Origin of the sequence: Singulisphaera sp. GP187, assembly GCF_900129635.1 — a bacterium.
Classification (GTDB): Bacteria; Planctomycetota; Planctomycetia; order Isosphaerales; family Isosphaeraceae; genus Singulisphaera.
Genome location: NZ_FSRB01000001.1, coordinates 915,676 through 931,971 on the forward strand (window position 1 = coordinate 915,676; position 16,296 = coordinate 931,971).

11 protein-coding genes and 1 pseudogene are annotated in these 16,296 nt (G+C 64.4%); 2 read left to right on the forward strand and 10 right to left on the reverse strand.

The genetic code is table 11. The features are described from left to right. Positions 1 to 294: 294 nt before the first annotated feature. The gene (locus tag BUS42_RS03660; protein ID WP_074305360.1) at positions 295 to 798 is read left to right on the forward strand and encodes a hypothetical protein; all 504 of its coding nucleotides are present in this window, start codon (positions 295 to 297) and stop codon (positions 796 to 798) included. Positions 799 to 1,616: 818 nt separating this feature from the next. On the opposite strand, the gene BUS42_RS03670 is transcribed toward BUS42_RS03660, so the two are convergent. After that, on the reverse strand, positions 1,617 to 2,432 hold the full coding sequence (locus tag BUS42_RS03670; RefSeq protein WP_083670049.1) for a DUF1559 domain-containing protein: 816 nt from the start codon (positions 2,430 to 2,432) through the stop codon (positions 1,617 to 1,619). A gap of 356 nt (positions 2,433 to 2,788) precedes the next feature. Between BUS42_RS03670 and BUS42_RS03675 the strand changes: the two genes are divergently transcribed. Next, on the forward strand, positions 2,789 to 4,132 hold the full coding sequence (locus BUS42_RS03675; RefSeq protein WP_410001693.1) for an ISKra4 family transposase: 1,344 nt from the start codon (positions 2,789 to 2,791) through the stop codon (positions 4,130 to 4,132). On the opposite strand, the pseudogene BUS42_RS03680 reads toward BUS42_RS03675, so the two are convergent. The 9 genes and pseudogenes from BUS42_RS03680 to BUS42_RS03725 form a co-directional block, all read right to left on the reverse strand. Then, positions 4,109 to 4,321, reverse strand: a pseudogene (locus BUS42_RS03680) (type II secretion system protein); the annotation flags it as partial. The gene BUS42_RS03675 and the pseudogene BUS42_RS03680 overlap by 24 nt on opposite strands. 823 nt (positions 4,322 to 5,144) lie before the next feature. Further along, positions 5,145 to 6,062 (reverse strand): IS3 family transposase, encoded by a 918-nt coding sequence (locus BUS42_RS03685; protein ID WP_074305368.1) that lies wholly within the window; start codon positions 6,060 to 6,062, stop codon positions 5,145 to 5,147. Positions 6,063 to 6,109: 47 nt separating this feature from the next. Then, entirely contained in the window at positions 6,110 to 6,418 is a 309-nt protein-coding gene (locus tag BUS42_RS03690) for a transposase (RefSeq protein WP_074310640.1), read from the reverse strand. 460 nt (positions 6,419 to 6,878) lie between these two features. Further along, a complete protein-coding gene (locus BUS42_RS03700; protein WP_074305370.1) occupies positions 6,879 to 7,919 on the reverse strand; it encodes an ABC transporter ATP-binding protein in 1,041 nt (346 codons plus the stop codon). Next, positions 7,916 to 9,601, reverse strand: a complete 1,686-nt coding sequence (locus BUS42_RS03705) for an ABC transporter permease (RefSeq protein ID WP_074305372.1) — start codon at positions 9,599 to 9,601, stop codon at positions 7,916 to 7,918. Before BUS42_RS03705 ends, BUS42_RS03700 begins: the two co-directional genes overlap by 4 nt. After that, entirely contained in the window at positions 9,598 to 10,668 is a 1,071-nt protein-coding gene (locus BUS42_RS03710) for an extracellular solute-binding protein (protein WP_074305374.1), read from the reverse strand. Before BUS42_RS03710 ends, BUS42_RS03705 begins: the two co-directional genes overlap by 4 nt. A 58-nt stretch (positions 10,669 to 10,726) precedes the next feature. Continuing rightward, positions 10,727 to 12,037 carry an alpha/beta hydrolase gene (locus BUS42_RS03715; protein WP_074305375.1) on the reverse strand — a complete coding sequence of 437 codons (1,311 nt, stop codon included), beginning with the start codon at positions 12,035 to 12,037 and terminating at the stop codon, positions 10,727 to 10,729. A gap of 278 nt (positions 12,038 to 12,315) precedes the next feature. Beyond that, positions 12,316 to 14,106, reverse strand: coding sequence for an adenylate/guanylate cyclase domain-containing protein (locus BUS42_RS03720; protein ID WP_074305377.1), 1,791 nt, complete (start codon positions 14,104 to 14,106; stop codon positions 12,316 to 12,318). Beyond that, a complete protein-coding gene (locus BUS42_RS03725) occupies positions 14,099 to 16,216 on the reverse strand; it encodes a serine/threonine protein kinase (RefSeq protein WP_074305378.1) in 2,118 nt (705 codons plus the stop codon). Before BUS42_RS03725 ends, BUS42_RS03720 begins: the two co-directional genes overlap by 8 nt. Between the last annotated feature and the right edge of the window lie 80 nt (positions 16,217 to 16,296).

Here is a 16,296-nt window from a genome sequence, read left to right on the forward strand (position 1 = left end):
GCGATCACGGGGTAGGTTTGTTCGCGGGAGTTCAGGCCGACCAGACTGTCGTCATGGCCCGGCGAATAAAGGGGGATATTGCAAATATCGATAGTTGTCGATAATCGCTATGTCTCCCTTTATTTGCCCCCATCGACGGCCTCATGTTAGTGATTGGGTGATCCAGCGGTGGAATCGTGATCGACCCGACATCCTGATTTGTTACTACACACGGGCTGACGTACGCTCGCGTGAAATTGGAACTCCTTGGTACCATGAGGGCCGATCGTCACGTGATTCACGGGAGGGACGCCGGTGACAAGCCTGTTGAAACGATTCCCGATTCGGATCTGGTTCATCCAATTGGTCATCCTCACGGTAGCCGTAATACTCGGATTCGTCCTCTACCTTGATCCCCATCCCGACTGGCCGACCCTTGGTATCATACTTCTCGCTCTTATCCCGTTTTATCTTCTCAAGCTCTGGCTATTGACCAAGGCCCCTTGGTCGGCAAGAGTCTTCGCAATCGGCTTTCTCATTGGTGGTGTCGTCGAATTCTCGTCTTTGGACCACTCGATCAGCCGCGACCGCCTTCGGCTCACACCTGGATTCTGGACGCCGGAAGGCTGGTATCCGTTGGCATTCCCGGCGGAACGCCTCCTCGTTCATTCAGGCTATCTAACCGTTTCCGAGGCATTCTGGCCCTCGTTCTTCATCGGTTTGACGATTTCGGGCCTCGTGTGTGGTATCCTCACGCTTGGAATCTACCTGGCTCTGCGTCATCAGCGGGCCAAGAAGCTTCTGGTCAGTCGTCAATAGCTGGTCCAGAACCTCCTCTGTCGCACTGTGACGATCGATGCCACGAGATTCGAGAGACATCGAGCCATGCGATGCCAATCACCTTGGTGTGGGGGCCGGTCGCGTCCCGGACGCCCATGACCGGCGCGCCACCGAACAGGATCAGACCATCGAGCGGGGCCCGGTTGACGCAGAACCGGCCAGACGGGATGGGGAAGGGTTGGTCAGCGGAGTCGGCATCATCCACCATGCCCAACCACCGCGTAAACGCTCGCCGTGTACGTCAAGACCTTGCCCTGCGGCCACGGGCCATGGATAGGCGTGCCTTGGTCACTTGGATTCGCCCCTCATCCCGTAGTGGCTTGAGGCTTCTGTCCACGTAACCGACGCTCAGCCGATCGTGAAGCCCGTGCCAGATGTCCGACCGGCTGAGAGGCCCATGCTCCGCGATGTAAGCGAGAACCACGGCCTTGTACGCCTGAAGCGTGTGCGTCCGGCGGACCACGTCCCCCTTCGCAACCGGCCGAGGGGCCTCGGCTACTTTGGTGACCGTCAGCCGGAACTCTACTCGGTGTCATGATCCGGCATCAACAGACGCGACGCGCTCTCGAACCCGTGTCGAGCCTGGCCCGAACACGGCGGTGGGAGCGCGCCGCGTTTCGAGTGCCGGCGGGAGCCGTTGTCAGCTCGGGGAACCGTCGGCGATGGGGCCCTCTGGGGTCGCCGGAAGATCGGCGGCTTGGGGAGGCGACCAACGGTCGGGGAGAAGGTCGGCCAGATTCTCTTTGGGAAGCACCGGCAATCGGGATAGCACGTCGCCCGTGGTTGAGAGGATGGTGTCAATACTGATCGGCCCCGAGGATTTCGCCGCCGGCGCGCGACGCCAAAGCCTGGAACACCGTAGGCGCCACGGCGTCCCTCATGAACCGAACGGAGCCGTCAGCGAGCAGGAACTGACAGCCGCCAGGGTGTAGACTTGCGAAGCCGTCGGCACCGCTCCCCGGAGCATTCGGTGTATTGCCGCCAGGAATGCTCCCGCTGACGATGTCGGAAGAGGGTCCGCTCCGACCCATGAGTAGGAACATCATTCCGACGCACGATTGGGTAGGCCTACCTGGCTTCGTGCAGAGGGGTGCCGGGTCCGCAAGACTCCCGAAGGAGCCGGGCCATGAGGCATCAGCGAGGTTCCGGGAACGCTCGCCGATCATCAGGGTCGTGCTTGTCCCGTCGCTGACTGCGGCGATGGCGACCCGGCTGTTCGGGTAGAGGACGCCAGCCCCCTTGACCGGCGTCTTAGAGGTGTCCAGCCAGCCCGCCGAGGCGATGTATTGTCCAGGGGAGATGGCAACCCGTGACGATCCGGCCCCCAGATCAATCGGCCCTTCGCCACCCTCGGCACTCGGGCAGAGGAACATAGAGAGGCTCACCAGTCTGACGGTCTTGTTCTCTCTCAGGCCGAGGAGGGGGCCCGACACCTCGCCGAAGCCCAGGTCGAAATTCGCAGCGTCATACAGCGGCTTCTGTTCCAAGTAGGGCAGGATGAGCGTCCCCCATGCCCAGCCCGTGCCGAGTTCTAGTCCGGTCGATTGCCGGGTCAGATAGGCCGGTGGGAAGCTATGCCACACGTCATGATACCCGTGCAAGCCCAGGCCGATTTGCTTTGGGTGTAACTACCCGCTCCGGCACTCTGGCCATTGCCGAAGATGATTTCTCTGAAACAGTTTAGGGATTTGCATGAAGGCGAAGGGGAGCTCGAAATGGCTCTCTCGATGCGGTATATTCCAGGAAGGTCAACATATCCAGGGACATTACGCATCGAAGAGAAGCCACCTCCATGCTCGCCCACGTCGCCACCGCCGTCAAGTACCCGCCATTGCACCTCCCCGAGCAAATCGCCATCGACCACGCGCTCGATCTTTTCTGGGTCATGGTGGAACGCCTCAAGGTCGCGGCCCAACACCAAGAGCCGATTCATCACGTCGAAGACACCGTCTTTCGCCAACTTCTGGTGATGGGACGGGCCTTGCTCCAGGCGTTTCTGGCGGCGTCCGGCGACGGTGACGTCGGACCCACTCTGAATCTCCTCGGCGCCGGGCCGGCTGAACCGCCCCAGGTCCTGCCCAGGATTGAGGAACCCCGCTCGCGTCCCTATCTCTCGATCTTCGGCGAGATCGCCATCACTCGGATCTGCTATGGCCACGACCGCGTGGAAGCCGCTCCCCTTGATGCCCGACTGCATTTGCCCTGGCGGCAGTACTCGTACCTGTTTCAGCAATGGCTCGGGGAGTTCGTGGTCGACGAGGCGCATGCCGAGGCGATCGCGAAACTCCAGACCATTCTCGGGCTGGGGGTTTCGGTGAAAGCGTCCGAAGACCTCAACCGCGAACAGGCCGCCGATGTCGAGCCGTTCCAGGACCATATGCCGACACCCGAGCCGACCGATGAGGGAGCGATTCTTGTGGTGACGGCCGACTGCAAAGGGATACCTCTGGTGCGTTCGGCGTTGGGACCCGCCGCGGCGCCGCCCTTGCCGGCGGCGAGAAACCATCGCCGAGGCAAGGGGGAGAAGGCCAACAAGAAGCGAATGGCGGCGGTGGGAGCGGTCTACACGATCGATCCTTTCGTGCGCACCGCTGATGAAGTAATCGACGAGGTGGTGAGAAAGCAGGCGGCGAACCGTCGCCCGTGCCCATGCACCAAGCGGGTCCGCGCGGACCTGTTGTTGGGCAAGGTGTCGCTGTTCCTTTGGTTGGCCGACGAGGTCATCAACCGCAACCCCCAGGGGATCAAGCCGGTGGTCTTCTTGTCGGATGGTGAGCTGGCGCTCCACGATCGCCAGGAGGAGTACTTGCCAGAAAACTCGACCTGTATTCTGGACTTGTTTCATGTGATGGAATATTTGTGGAAGGCGGCCTGGTGCTTCTTCAACGAGACGTCTCAGAAGTCGGAAGCCAAGCAGTGGGTGGAGAAGCATCTCCGAATGCTGTTGGAAGGAAAAGTCCGGTACGTGATCAGCGGATTGCGTCAGATGAGGACCAAACGGGAGTTGAAAGGGGCGAGTCGCAAGACGATTCAACAAGTGACCGGCTACTTCGAGAAGAACCGCGATCGGATGAAGTACGACGAATACCTTGCGCACGGTTTGCCGATTGGCAGCGGAGTGGTGGAAGGAGCGTGCCGGCACTTGGTGAAGGACCGGCTGGAACGCACGGGCATGCGTTGGCGTCCCGAAGGGGCGCAAGCGATGCTCGATCTCCGGGCGATTTCCCTCAACGGAGAATGGGCCCCATTCTGGGCATTTCATATTGAACAAGAGGACGAGCGACTATATGGGGTATTTCGGAAGGCTGGGTGAAGCCAATCCGATAGTTACACCCATTTGCTTTAAGCTGTTGGCACATTGGGCGCGCCTGGCGGCCTCGCGTGCCGCCTGCACCGCGGGCAGGAGCAGGGCTATCAGGAGGCCGATGATCGCGATGACCACAAGCAGTTCGATCAAGGTAAATGCGTGTTGACCGAGCGTGCTACGTAGTCGATTCATCATCCGAGCCTCTCCCTTAGGCGTCTAAATAGCTCCTCGCAACTGGGAAAGTCCTACGGTCCAGCCTCTTACGGCAAGTGACGAAATTTCGTCACCCCGCTGCTTTCCCTGTTGCGAGGAGCTATTTAGTCCGAAACGGCTCGGTTCACACTACGAAGTAGCTAGATCCTGTCAATCCGAATTTCGCGAGAGATCGCTCCTTGGTGACTACCCGACCAGGAGGCGAGTGATCTGATTAATGATCGCGTGTGGGGCCGCTTCGATGGTCCCTGATGTCAGCAACAGCGAGCTTGGAAACGAATGAAGTGTGCATAGCAATAAATAAAGGGAAAGCATAGCGATCAAGAATGAATATAGTGGGAAATGGCGATTATCGATAACTGCCGATAATCGCCATTTCCCACTATATTCGCCCCAAGAAGCATGGCGCCCCGGTTTCCAAACAGGACGATGCCCCGGGCCCGAAGAAGAAGGGGGAAATCCAGCCGATCTATCCCAAGACCGCTCTGCCGCCGGACTGGATCGAAGACCTGAACGATCTCAGGCGGTTGATCAAGAAACATGGCCCCGAAGACTGTAATGGTTCAGCGTGAAATGGAGAAACCGGGGGTTGGGAGATAAGGCAGTGGACGTTTGGCCAAATGGCCCGGATTTGCCGCTTTCGTGCCAATCCCGAAGGAAAGACAGGGCGGCATCGTGCCGCCCCTCCTTCGGTCTTGGCCCCTGGGTCGGCGCTCGGGGCGTGTTGCCACGGTGCCCTGTCCTCCGCCCAGGCCATCTTCTATCGTAGCGCCGTCAATCCGTTCGAGCAACGACTTCCCGGCGATCAGACGGTGGGCTGCACTTTCGCGCGGGCGGCTCTCCTCCTTTCTCGCGCCACATCCAACTTGCGATCTCGCTCCTCGAAGATCGCCCGATCGCGACCCGCCAATTTGTCCGCCGGCGTGACGTAGCCGATCGCACTGTGCAAGCGGACCTCGTTGTAGTGGGCCACGAACTCAGTGACGAGCCTCCTCGCCTCCTCCAGGCTCAGGGGGGTCTTGACGCGGATGCACTCGCCCTTCAGAGTCTTGTGCCATCGCTCGATTTTCCCATTGCTCTGAGGATAATACGGAGATGTCCTCACGTGAGTCATTCCGCAAATCCGAATGAATTCCTTGAAGTCCTTGGCAATGAACTGGGGGCCGTTGTCCGAGATGATCCGGGGCCGCTCGCCGGGAAAGCGCTCGCGTCCCCGCTGGACGATCGTCTCGACTTCCGCCTCCGTCATGCTCTCGCGAATCTCCCAGTGGACGAGGAATCGACTGCAGCCATCCAGGAGGCTACAGAGGTAGAAGAAGGTGCCGGCGACGTTGATGTACGAGATGTCGACGTGCCAGTGTTCATGCACTCGGAGCGGTTGCTGGAAGCCTTTTTCTTTAAGTGAAGGCTTGCTGTTATGACGCTTCATTAGCCCGGCGTTACAAAGCACTCGGTAGACGCTCGAGGGACTCACGGCGACGACATCGGTGTCGAGCATCATGAAGGCGAGCCGACGGTAGCCTTCCAGGGGATGGGCAGCGTGGAACTCCAGAACGGCTTGCTTCTCCCAAGGTTCGAGCCACCAGTCGCGGGGGACCAGCGCATTGTGCTCGTTGGCCAGTCCGTAGCGCGTCCTCCAGTCGTGGAACTTGCTGGCGGCAATGCCGAGCCAGGTGATGAACCGCCTGAGGGGGATCTCAGTGCGTTGGGACCAGTGCCGCACGAAGTCGATGATGGAGTCGCGGGTGTCATGGGGAACCCAGGCCCCGGTCAGAGTTTCCCAAGCTCTTTTTTTAGCTTGATATGTTCCCCCATCAATTCCGCGACGACCTCGTTCTTGCGTTGGAGCTTGTCGCGGAGTGCGGCGATGGTGCGGAGGTGGTCGGTCTCGGGCGAGGCGTTCTTGCGTTCGAAAGCGGCGGGGCCGTTCTCGAAGAACTGCTTTTGCCAGAGGTAGAACAACGTGGGCGAGAGTTGGAGCTCATCGCAGAGATCGGAGATGGGGACGTGGTCGATCAGGTGACGCCGGAGAATGGCGACCTTCTCGACAGGCGTATAGTTCTTTCGGGTCTTTCGCATGGTGAGACTCCTGCCGAGTTTTAGTTTAACTCGGGTGGGGCGTCTCTCCATTTCCGTCTGAAGCAAAACACAGGCTTGCCGCCGGACTTCATCGGCTCGCTCCATCGCAAGCTCAAGAGCGGCGTCCCGTTGGGCGTCCAGTTTGGCCTGCCGAGCCGCAATCAACGCTTCTCGGTCCCTCTGATACTTTCGGCGTCTCGCCTCCTCCTGGGCGGCCTGTTCGGCTTGCTCGGGAGTGATCGTCACGACTGGGACCGGTGGAGGTACGGCGTACGTCTGAGTCGGCAATAGGGCTTCAATAAGCCAATACTTCTTTCTCGGAAGTCACTGCCAAATCCAGGTTCGCTGTCTTACCATCTGCCATGATCTTGAGTTTGATATGATGACCCCCATCGAACGCGAAATTGGTTCCAATCCAGAGGGGCGGATTGGCAAATGCGATCGACCCCAACCTCGAAATTCATACCCCCTGGACCGGATCGCATTCGCCCTCGATCCGCACCCGAACACGCTCGCCCGCGGACAAGGTGCACTCGCGGGCGAAAACTCGCAGGACGTTCCCGGACGCGCGAACGACGGCGACGCGACGAACCTCACGCCCTTCCGGAGGCCGCAGTTCGAGCGACAAGACCTCGGCTTCGACGCCGGTGCCGTCCGCGGCAAGGTGCGGTTGATCGGGGCGCACGAGGAGCAGCGCGGGGCCTGGCCTCGTTCCGGGGGTTGTCCGCACCATCCCGAACGCGGTTTCGGCATCGCCCTGGGCGGTGACCACGCCCGGTATCAATTCCCCCAATCCGAGCGCCCGCACGGCGGCCGCGTGCCGCGGGCGGATCGACAGCGTCTCGAGCAGGTCATCCGCGACCGGCCGGCCGTGGTCGAAGACAATGGCCCGGCGCGCGAGGTCGAACGCGTCGTCGCGCGAATGCGTCACCAGGACGAGTGTCGTCTCGGTGCGCTCGAGGAGGGAACGCAGGAGGTCGCGCATCTCGGCGCGTTTTTCGTCGTCGAGGCTCGCGAATGGCTCGTCCATGAGGATGAGTCTGGGCTCCTGGGCCAGTGCCCGGGCCAGCGCGATCCGCTGCCGTTCGCCCCCCGAGAGTTCGTCGAGTCGCGCGTCCGCTCGATGCCGGAGACCCACGCGGTCGAGCAGTCTCCTGGCCTGTTCGATGCCACCGCGGCCGCGTGCGGCGAACGCGATCTGGTCGAGCGCACGGAGGTTCGGGAAGAGGGCAAGCCCCTGGAAAACCAGGGCCACCCCTCGGCGCTCGGGGGCGATCAACACCCGGCCGGCGCGCGAGGCGGCCTTGCCCGCGATGGCGATGTCCCCCTCCGTCGGCGACTCGAGCCCCGCGATCAACCGCAAAAGCGTGGTCTTGCCGCTCCCCGATCGGCCGAGCACGCCAAGGCGCTCGCCCTGGTCCAGGACGAAACTCACGCCCTCGAGCACCTTGGTCTCGCCGAAGGCGTGGCCGAGGGAGTTGACGCGGAGGACTTCGCTCACGGTGATCCTTTCGCAACAGGCCTGAACCGAGAGCGCAGGACCATCCCAAGCGCGATCAAGGCCAACGGCAACGCGATCACCCCCAGGAGGAGGATCTGGCAAGCCGCAATCTCCGGGTCCTGGCCGCGTCTCATGAAGTTCATGACCGTCGGCGCGAGGAGGGACTTGCCGGGCGGCGCGATCAGCACGGTTGCGCCGTATTCGGTCGCCGCCAGCACGTAGATGGCGAGCCAGGCCGCCGCCAGCCCCGGCGCCGCGTTCGGGAGCACCACAGCGAAAAATCGTCCGATGGGACCCCTCCCCGCGAGCGCCGCCGCACTCTCCAACTCGCGCGGGACGCGGGCGAGCGCCCCCTGCGCCAGGAATACGGCGACGGGGAAGAAGCGGGCGAACCACGCGAGAACGACGATCGCCGAGCTCTGGTAGACGACAGTCCCGACGCCGCGATTCCAGAGGACGATCAGCCCCAGCCCGACGATCGGGGCCGGCACCGCCACGCCGGCGCCGAGCACCCCCAGGACGGGGCCCCAGCCGACCCGCGACGCGAGCCTGGCCAGGCCGGTCGCGAAGAGCGTGGCGAGTGTTGCCGCCAGTCCCGCAAGCAGGACAGTGCGGATGGCATCATCGTGGGCGAGTTCCCACGCCCCCCGGAGGGAATTGAGGATGCCGGACGTCCGAAGGAGCTTGTGCCTGCCGCGCATGGCCGACTGGGACATCCTCGCCGTGGCGGCGAGCCAGCCCAGCGACACGCACGGCAGGATCAAGCCCGGGGTGATCGCGAGCAGCGTTGCGAGCCCGGCCGCGAGATGCCCCACGCGGCCTAGCCGCCGCCCGGTGAATTTGGGGACTTCGCCCTCGAGTCCGGCCAGGCTTGCGACCCGGCTGCGCGCGAGCATGTAGGCACCCAGGGCCGCCGCCGCGACCACGACCGGCAGCAACGGCAGGCTCAGTGCCGCTGCCGCCGCCAGGTCGCCTTCCTGGATCCTCTCGAAGATCGCCTCGCTGACCGTCCGCACGCGCAGGAGCTGCGGCACCGCGAACTCGGTGAGCGTCAGGGCGAAGACCAGGAGCGCCGCGCCGAGGGCCGGCGGGACGAAGATGAACGCCCCGATTTTGGAGACGCCGCGCCTACCCTGCGCGAGCCGCGCCGACTCGAAGACCCGGTGATCGGTGCGTCGGTATGCGCCCGCCACGGCCAGTGAGACGACCGGGAATAGGCACCCGCCCATGACCACGCCGACCGCCGGCCAGGAGTAGATGAATCCCGGGATCGTGAAGCGTGCCACCGCGATCGGGTCGGTCGACCGCGGGCCGAAACCGAGGAGTGTGGCGGCCGGTCTCGCGATCTTGCCCGCGGGTCCGAGGAGGACGATCGCGGCCTCGCAGACGAGATAAGGCGGCATCATGAGGACCAGCAGCCCGAGCGTCCAGGAAACGCGTCTGAAGCCGGCCCGCGAACGCTCGACGAGCAGGGCGAAGGGCACCCCGAGGATCAGCGCGACCAGGGCGCCGACCAGGGCGGAGCGTGCTGAGCCCCCGAGCGGCCCGGCGATGCCGTCGAACGCCGCGGCCATCGCCCGCCCCTGCAACCCGGTCCCGACCAGGGCGGCCAGGAGGGGCGAAAGGACGACGGCGAATGCCAGCAGGATGGCCGCGGCGACCACGGGTTTCGGCGTTCTCATCGCTCGAGCAGGATCTCCTTGATGGCTTTCGTCGCCTCCGGGTAGCCCTTGGCCGCCTTGGCCCAATCCACGTCCATCGCCCGGATCCCCGGCGGGATCCACGGGGGGCGGACGTCCCGGGCGACGCTCTCCGGCAGCAACCCAACGGTCTGAGCGGGCCCCGCGGCGAGGACCTCCTCCGTCCTCGCGGACATGAGGAAGCGTTGCAATCGCTCCGCCTCCTTGGGGTGCGGGGCGCCCGCGACGAGCGCCACGCTGCTGAAGCCCTCCATGCAACCGATTTCCCCCGGCTCCTGGTCGGGGAAGACGATGGCCACCGGCTTGCCGTCGTCGACGGCGACGTGGGCGTCGATCGTGCTGGTGATCCCGAACCAGAGCTCGCCCGAGGCGACGCGCTTTGTCACGTCGGCCATGCCGCCGCAGAGGGCACAGTCATTGGCCTTGAGGTCGCTGAGCCAGCGCCGGGCCTGGTCCGGGCCGAGCACCTGGAAGAGTGCGGTGACGTGCGCCGCCATGCCGCCGAAGAGCGGATTGGCGATCCCCACGCGTCCCTTGTAGCGCGAGTCCGTGAGGTCGCGATACGAATGGGGCCGCGACTGCGGCCCGAACACGTCGGTGTTGACGATCAGCACGCGGTAAGCGGCGGCGAAGCCGAGCCAGCGTCCCTGGACGTCCCGCGGTGCCGTGCCGTGGGCCTTGATCAGGTCGACCGGGGCCGGGGCCAGGCAACCCTCATCCGCGAGCATCGCGTGGAAGAACGAGCCGCCGCCCCAGAGCACGTCGCAACGCGGGTTTGCCTTCTCCTGGCGGATCGTCTGGACGAGGCCGACGGCCTTCGCGGCCTCGGTGTCGAATTTGGCCTCGACGCGGATCCCTGTCTTTGCCTCGAATTGGTCGATGAGCTCCTGGGCGGTCTCGCGGTCGGTCACGGAGTAGAGGACGACCGTGGATCGGGCCGGGCTCGCCCGGCCCGGTGCGTTCGACCGGCCGGCGTAGAAGATGACCACGGCCAGGACGGGGATGAGAACGGCAACCGCTCCGGCGACGATCGGGGTGCGCTGGACCATCCCTATCTTTCCTCCCCGGCAGCCTGGCACGTTCATCTCGATTGGCGAATGGCAACGCTCAGCGCGCCGGGGGTTGGGGCTGGCCGGCAAGCCAGCGGGCGATCACGGGGTAGGTTTGTTCGCGGGAGTTCAGGCCGACCAGGCTGTCGTCATGGCCCGCGTTGATCGGGAGCCCTTGAGACTTGCCGAAGATGAAGAGGGTTTTGTCGGTCGAGCCCACGTGGTCGTAGAGGTAGCGTTGAACGATCGGCGGAGCGAAGCTGTCCTGCTCGCCGCAACTGATGAAGATGGGGACCTTGACGTTGCCGACGGCACGAGCGTAGTTGAATTGCCCCTTGGAATCAACGAGCTCTCCCTTGTTGGCCAGGAGCATGTATTGCTGCATCAGGCCGATGGCGGGCACGTCGGTCGCCCATCCGGTCAGGGCTTCGTAGATCTTCGGGTGGACGTTCTGCGCGTTGAAGAAGAGGTTGTTCACGCTCGTTCGCGTTTGGGTCATTACTTCCTTGCTGTTCCATTGGCCGGCGAGCTGAAGCTGGCGTTTGGTGAGCATCTCGGAGAGGAACCGGATCGCGACCTGTCCCTCGGGCATGGTCACCTGGCTCCCGACGGTGACGAGGCGGCCGATCCCCGGGTTCTGATAGCGGGAGAGGCAGCCGAGGGCGACGATCCCTCCCATCGAATGGCCGACCCACGTGACCTCGGCCGCGCCGGTGTGGCGGCGGACCAGCTTGACGAAGGCGGGGACGTCATAGGCGATGTGATGGTCCATCGTCCAGTTGGCATATTTCGGGTCAAGCGTGGCGAAGCCGGTCGCGCCGGGCTTGCCTTGATTGAGCCGGCGCATTGCGGAGTTAATCAGGGAGGCTGGAGCGTCGTCCAGGTTCCAGACCCATTTATGGCTGAGTCCGGAGCCACGCAGGTTCACGGCCCAGACGTCGAAACCGAGCTGCGACAGGTATTGCGCGAAGCTGCACGAGGGGTCGAGGTCCCAGAACTGGGCGTTATAAGTCAGGCCATGGCAGAGGATCACCGGCAAGACGCCCGGGCGAGCCGGGCCGGTCGGCTTGTAGCGAACGGCCACGAGCGACCAGCCATCGGTCGTCTTGACCACAAAGGGCTCACCCGCCTGCGCGGGGGGAGACGGAGCGATCCCGGGAGAGGCCGTGGCCGCGGGAACGGGTGATGCCGGGGGGGCCGCGAACGGATTCGTCAGGGCGCGTTGGAGGTTTTTCGGGGCGACGGCCTGGCGGAGTCGGTCCCCCGCGGCTTGCTCGAGGAACTGTCCCAGGTCGCCGGCCCGGACTTGGGACGACGCGGCAAGAAGAATCCCAACCACCAACCCGAATCCGCGGAGTCGCCCTGGCATCGCGATGCCTCCTTGAATCTCCTCGGGAACCGTCCTGATGGTTCCCGGTTAGCGCTCCTTTGGCTTGAGAAACTCGAGCGCGAGCGACGTCATAACAAATTTCTCAAGTTCGTGACAGGCGGTTTGAGACTCGGATGCAGGCAGTCAAGGAAGGACGATCGAAGTCCAGTCCTCCTCAGCGACGCGAACCGCCTTTTCCTCCCCTCCCTCCCAGGGGGGAGGGGAGGGGAGGGATTCCCTGAGGAGCAATGGGGAGTTTGGGCTTTCCCCTCGGTTCCTTACTTCGAGTCGAGCGGGATCACGCCGTCCCAGGGGTCGGGGGGACCGTTTGGGGTTCGGTCCATGAACTGCTTGAGGACGTCGCCGGCCTTGTCGTTGGGGAGGCGGTCGAGGAGTCGGCGGGCGTCGTCCCAGCGGCCGGCGTGGAAGGCGTCGAGAGCGGCCTCGTAGTCGCGGCAGTGCCGGTCGGTGAGGGCCCCCGACTCCACGGCGGGAAGGAGCAGTTCACTGACGACGACGGGCAAGGTCAGGCCATGCGGGAGGATCTTCGCCACCCGCCGGCAACGGACCCAGTGCGAATGTCGCGGATGGGCCAGTCGCTCGGCGACGCGTTCGTCGACCAGGATCGAGGCGTGGAACCGCTTGGTCATGGACTCGAGCCGGGAGGCGAGATTGACGACGGGGCCGAAGACCCCGACCTTGAACTGGTCGTAGGTGCCGAGCCGCCCCGCGATGGCCGGGCCGTTGGCGATCCCGACGCCGCAGGCGAAACCGGCCAGGGGATGGTCGCGCTGCTGGGCCAGTTGATCGAAGCGGCGGCGGATCGCCTGCGCCGCGCGGGCGGCGCGTTCGATCTGGTCGTCGGCGTCGAGCGGCCAGCCCCAGAAGCCCATCGCGGCATCGCCTTGAAAGTCACCGATCACGCCGTCCTGGTCGCAGATGGCGCTAGTGATGATGCCGAGGGCCTGGTTGACGCGTTCCCAGAGGCGGGGCAATTCGTGACGACTCTCCTCCGCGAGCTTCGACGACGACCGGAGGTCGCAGAAGAGCACGGTGACCTCGGTCTCCCTCGGCTTGAGGACCTCGTCCATGTCGTGCCCGCTAAGTGCGGCCAGGACCTGGCGGGAGAGGAACCGGGCGAGCCGCGACTGGCGATGCTGCAAGTCACGCACTTGCCGGAACGCCCCGAAGACGTCGGCCACGAGCTCGGCGAATTTCAGGTCGCTCTTGAGCATCACGTCGCGCTGGCTAGTGTCGCCAGCGTGCGGCCCGGCGGGGAGTCGCCCCGAGAGATAGAGCGCCCAGCCCGGCTCCGGGTCGTCGGGCAAGGGGACGCAGAGCGACCAGTCGAACCCCGGGTTGATCGTGAACTCGGGCCGGAGGTCGCCACTCTGCCACAGGTGCATCACGCTCTGCCGGCGTCTCAGAACGGCGTCGCCGACCAGGCGCCGGCTGGGGCGGAACTCCCGATCGGCGTCCAGGAGCGACCGGTGGCTGAGGTGACGGACTTCGACCACGGGCTCGCCGGACGCGCTGTGCAGGCTCCAGCGGACGACGGCGGCGAGCTCGGCGCGGGGGATTCCCTTGAGGAGGACCTCGTTGACCCGGGCCTCGAGGTCGGCGTCGCTCGGCGAGTCGCGGATGATCGCCGGCAGCGCCGCGAGCACGTCGAGCCGCTCGTGAGCGTCGGTATAGCGATGCTGCTCGAGCTCTCCGCGACTACAGGTCAGCTCCGAAAAAGGGGTGGGCAGGTCAAGCGCCGCGGCGATCTCGGTCTCCTGAAGGAAGAACAAGGTCTCGCCGATGACGAAGGTGTCGCCGATCGCCATGCTGAAGTCATCGCGGGCTTCCCCTTTGACGAAGATCGCGTTCTTCGCGTCCGGCCATTTGCGAACGGTCAGCCGGCCGTCGCTCCAGCCGAGGGTGGCATGGATCTTCGAGATCAAGGGGTCCCAGGGGACGCTCCAGTCGCTTCGGGTCACGCTTCGACCGAGCGTCACCGTCCCGTCCGGCAACGGCCGGCGCCACTGGTTTTTCGGGTCATTCCCCCGGGCGACGAGTTCAGGCATCGGCCATCCGCTGTACGTGGCGCAAGGTCCAGAATTGCCATCCCCAGAGGGCCGAAATGAGTACGCCCGCCGCCAGGAACGCGACCCGACTGATTCGCATCAGCCGGTGAGTGACCGCCGCGATCTGGTCGAGCACCCGCTCGCGGTCGTGCTGCACGACGACCCCCCAGCCAATCCTCGGTAACGAAGCATACCCCGCCAAATAGACCTTGTGGTCGACCGGGTCGCGATACGAGAGTGTGTGGCCTGACTCCTCGTTCTCGATCACGTTCCGGTAGATCGGGCAGGGCCAGATGGGCGGGTTCTGGTTGGGTCGAGCGGTCACCCGGTCCTGGCGGTTGTGGAGCAGGCAGTGGTATCGGTTGTCAAACAGGACGGTAAAGCCGTCGTTGAGCCGCACGCTCTTGAGCCAGTTTTCGACCCTTTCGAGCTCGATCGTCAGGGCCAGCACGCCGAGGATGGTGGGCTGGCTTGTGGACGAGGAGGGGTCGAAGACCGGAGTCGACAGGACGACCCCTTTCGTATGATCCTTGTCCTTGCTCACGAATGGCTGGGAGATATGGGGCCGATCGATGGGCAAGTATCGTTGGTCTTTGCCGTCGAGATGGTCGCCTTGGCCGTTGAACCAGTCGCGCCAGGACCAGTTCTTATTGCAGACCGAGGGTTCCCAGGGAAAGTTGGCCTGAGTCGTTCCCACCTGGTTCGTGATCGTCCAACGCTTGATCTTGAACTCCTCGACTTCGGCGTCTTTGCCGAAATCGGCCATCAGCGTGCGCATCGCCTCCTGATCTCCTCCCTTCACGACCTCGGCCAGCCTGGGATCGGCGGCACGAGCCTTGAGCACGTCGAGCCGATTGACGATCTCCTCCTCGACGATGAGAGCCGCCAGGCGGGCACTCACGGAATCGCTCCGGCCCAGTTGTTCGACCATCTCGTTCTGCGAGGCGAGGATCGCGCGGTCGGCTCCGATCAGCGTGAACGCCGCCATGGTCAGCATCAAGACCACGGGAGCGATCAGGCCGAACCCGAGCATCGCGCGTTGCTGGAGGGTCCGGCGGCGGCGCTCAAGCGCTTCGAGCACGGCCCCCGCGTCTCGGAGGCGTCGCGCGGGATCGGTCTCGAGGCAGCGGTCGATGATCGCCACCAGGAGCCGATCGATTGCCTTGACCCGGCGATGCTCGCGAGGGAGAGGGGCCTGTTGCACCGAGTCGCGATAGTGCCGGAGCCGGTGCGAGAGATCCGCGGTTCCTCGGATCTCGGCGCGAAGCGTCGGGGCCTCGCGCGGGGGGTGGCCGGTCAGCATCGCGAACAGGATGGCGCCGAGCGCGTAGACGTCCCACCTCGTGTCGGCGATCTGCTCGTTGAGGTCGGCCTGCTCGGGCGCCATGTAGAAGAAGGTGCCCAGGGCGGGTGAGGCGTCGCTCGAGAGGTGCGCCTGCCCGAAGTCGGCGATCTTCGCCCGGCCGCGGATGTCGAGGAGGATGTTGCTCGGCTTCAGGTCGCAGTGGCGGATCCCCTTGGCGTGAACGTAAGCCAGGGCTTCGGCAATCTGTCGGAAAATCTCGAGCGCCTCGCGAACGGGCAGGGGACCCCGCTCGAGCCGCTGGGCGAGCGAGCCGTTCTGGACGAACGCCATGACGTAGTAGGGCGGGACCGCGTCGGGCTCGACGTCGATCAGTTGCACGATCCCGGGATCGGCGTGGAGCTCGGCCAGTTGCTGGACCTCGGCCTGGAGCAGTCCCCACTGGCCGCCCGAGCCGTGGACGAAGAACTTGATCGCGACCTGAATCCCGGTCCGTCGGTCCCGGCCTAGCCAGACCTCGCCGAACGTCCCGGAGCCCAGGAACCGAACGATCTCGTAGTGGGGAATCCGCGGCGCCCCACGACTCCGTCGACTCGCTTCGCGGGCCTTCGCGTCCGAAATCGCTTCGGTCTTGTCCGGGGTGGCCGACAAGGGGCTTTGGGCCGCGTCCACGGCCCGCGGCGCGTCGATTTGCGGGAGCGTCGGATCGCCGTTGTCAATCCGATCCGCGGAGTCGCACGCCGGCTCGGTGCCTTCGACTTGAGGCGCGACCCTGGCTTCATCCTCCGGGTTGGTCGGGAACTTCATTGCCGAATGCGCCTCTTATCGCCGACCAATGCCGCTGAGCCGGAGGCACCAAGCCAAGAAAGGCTCGTGGTGCCTTCCGA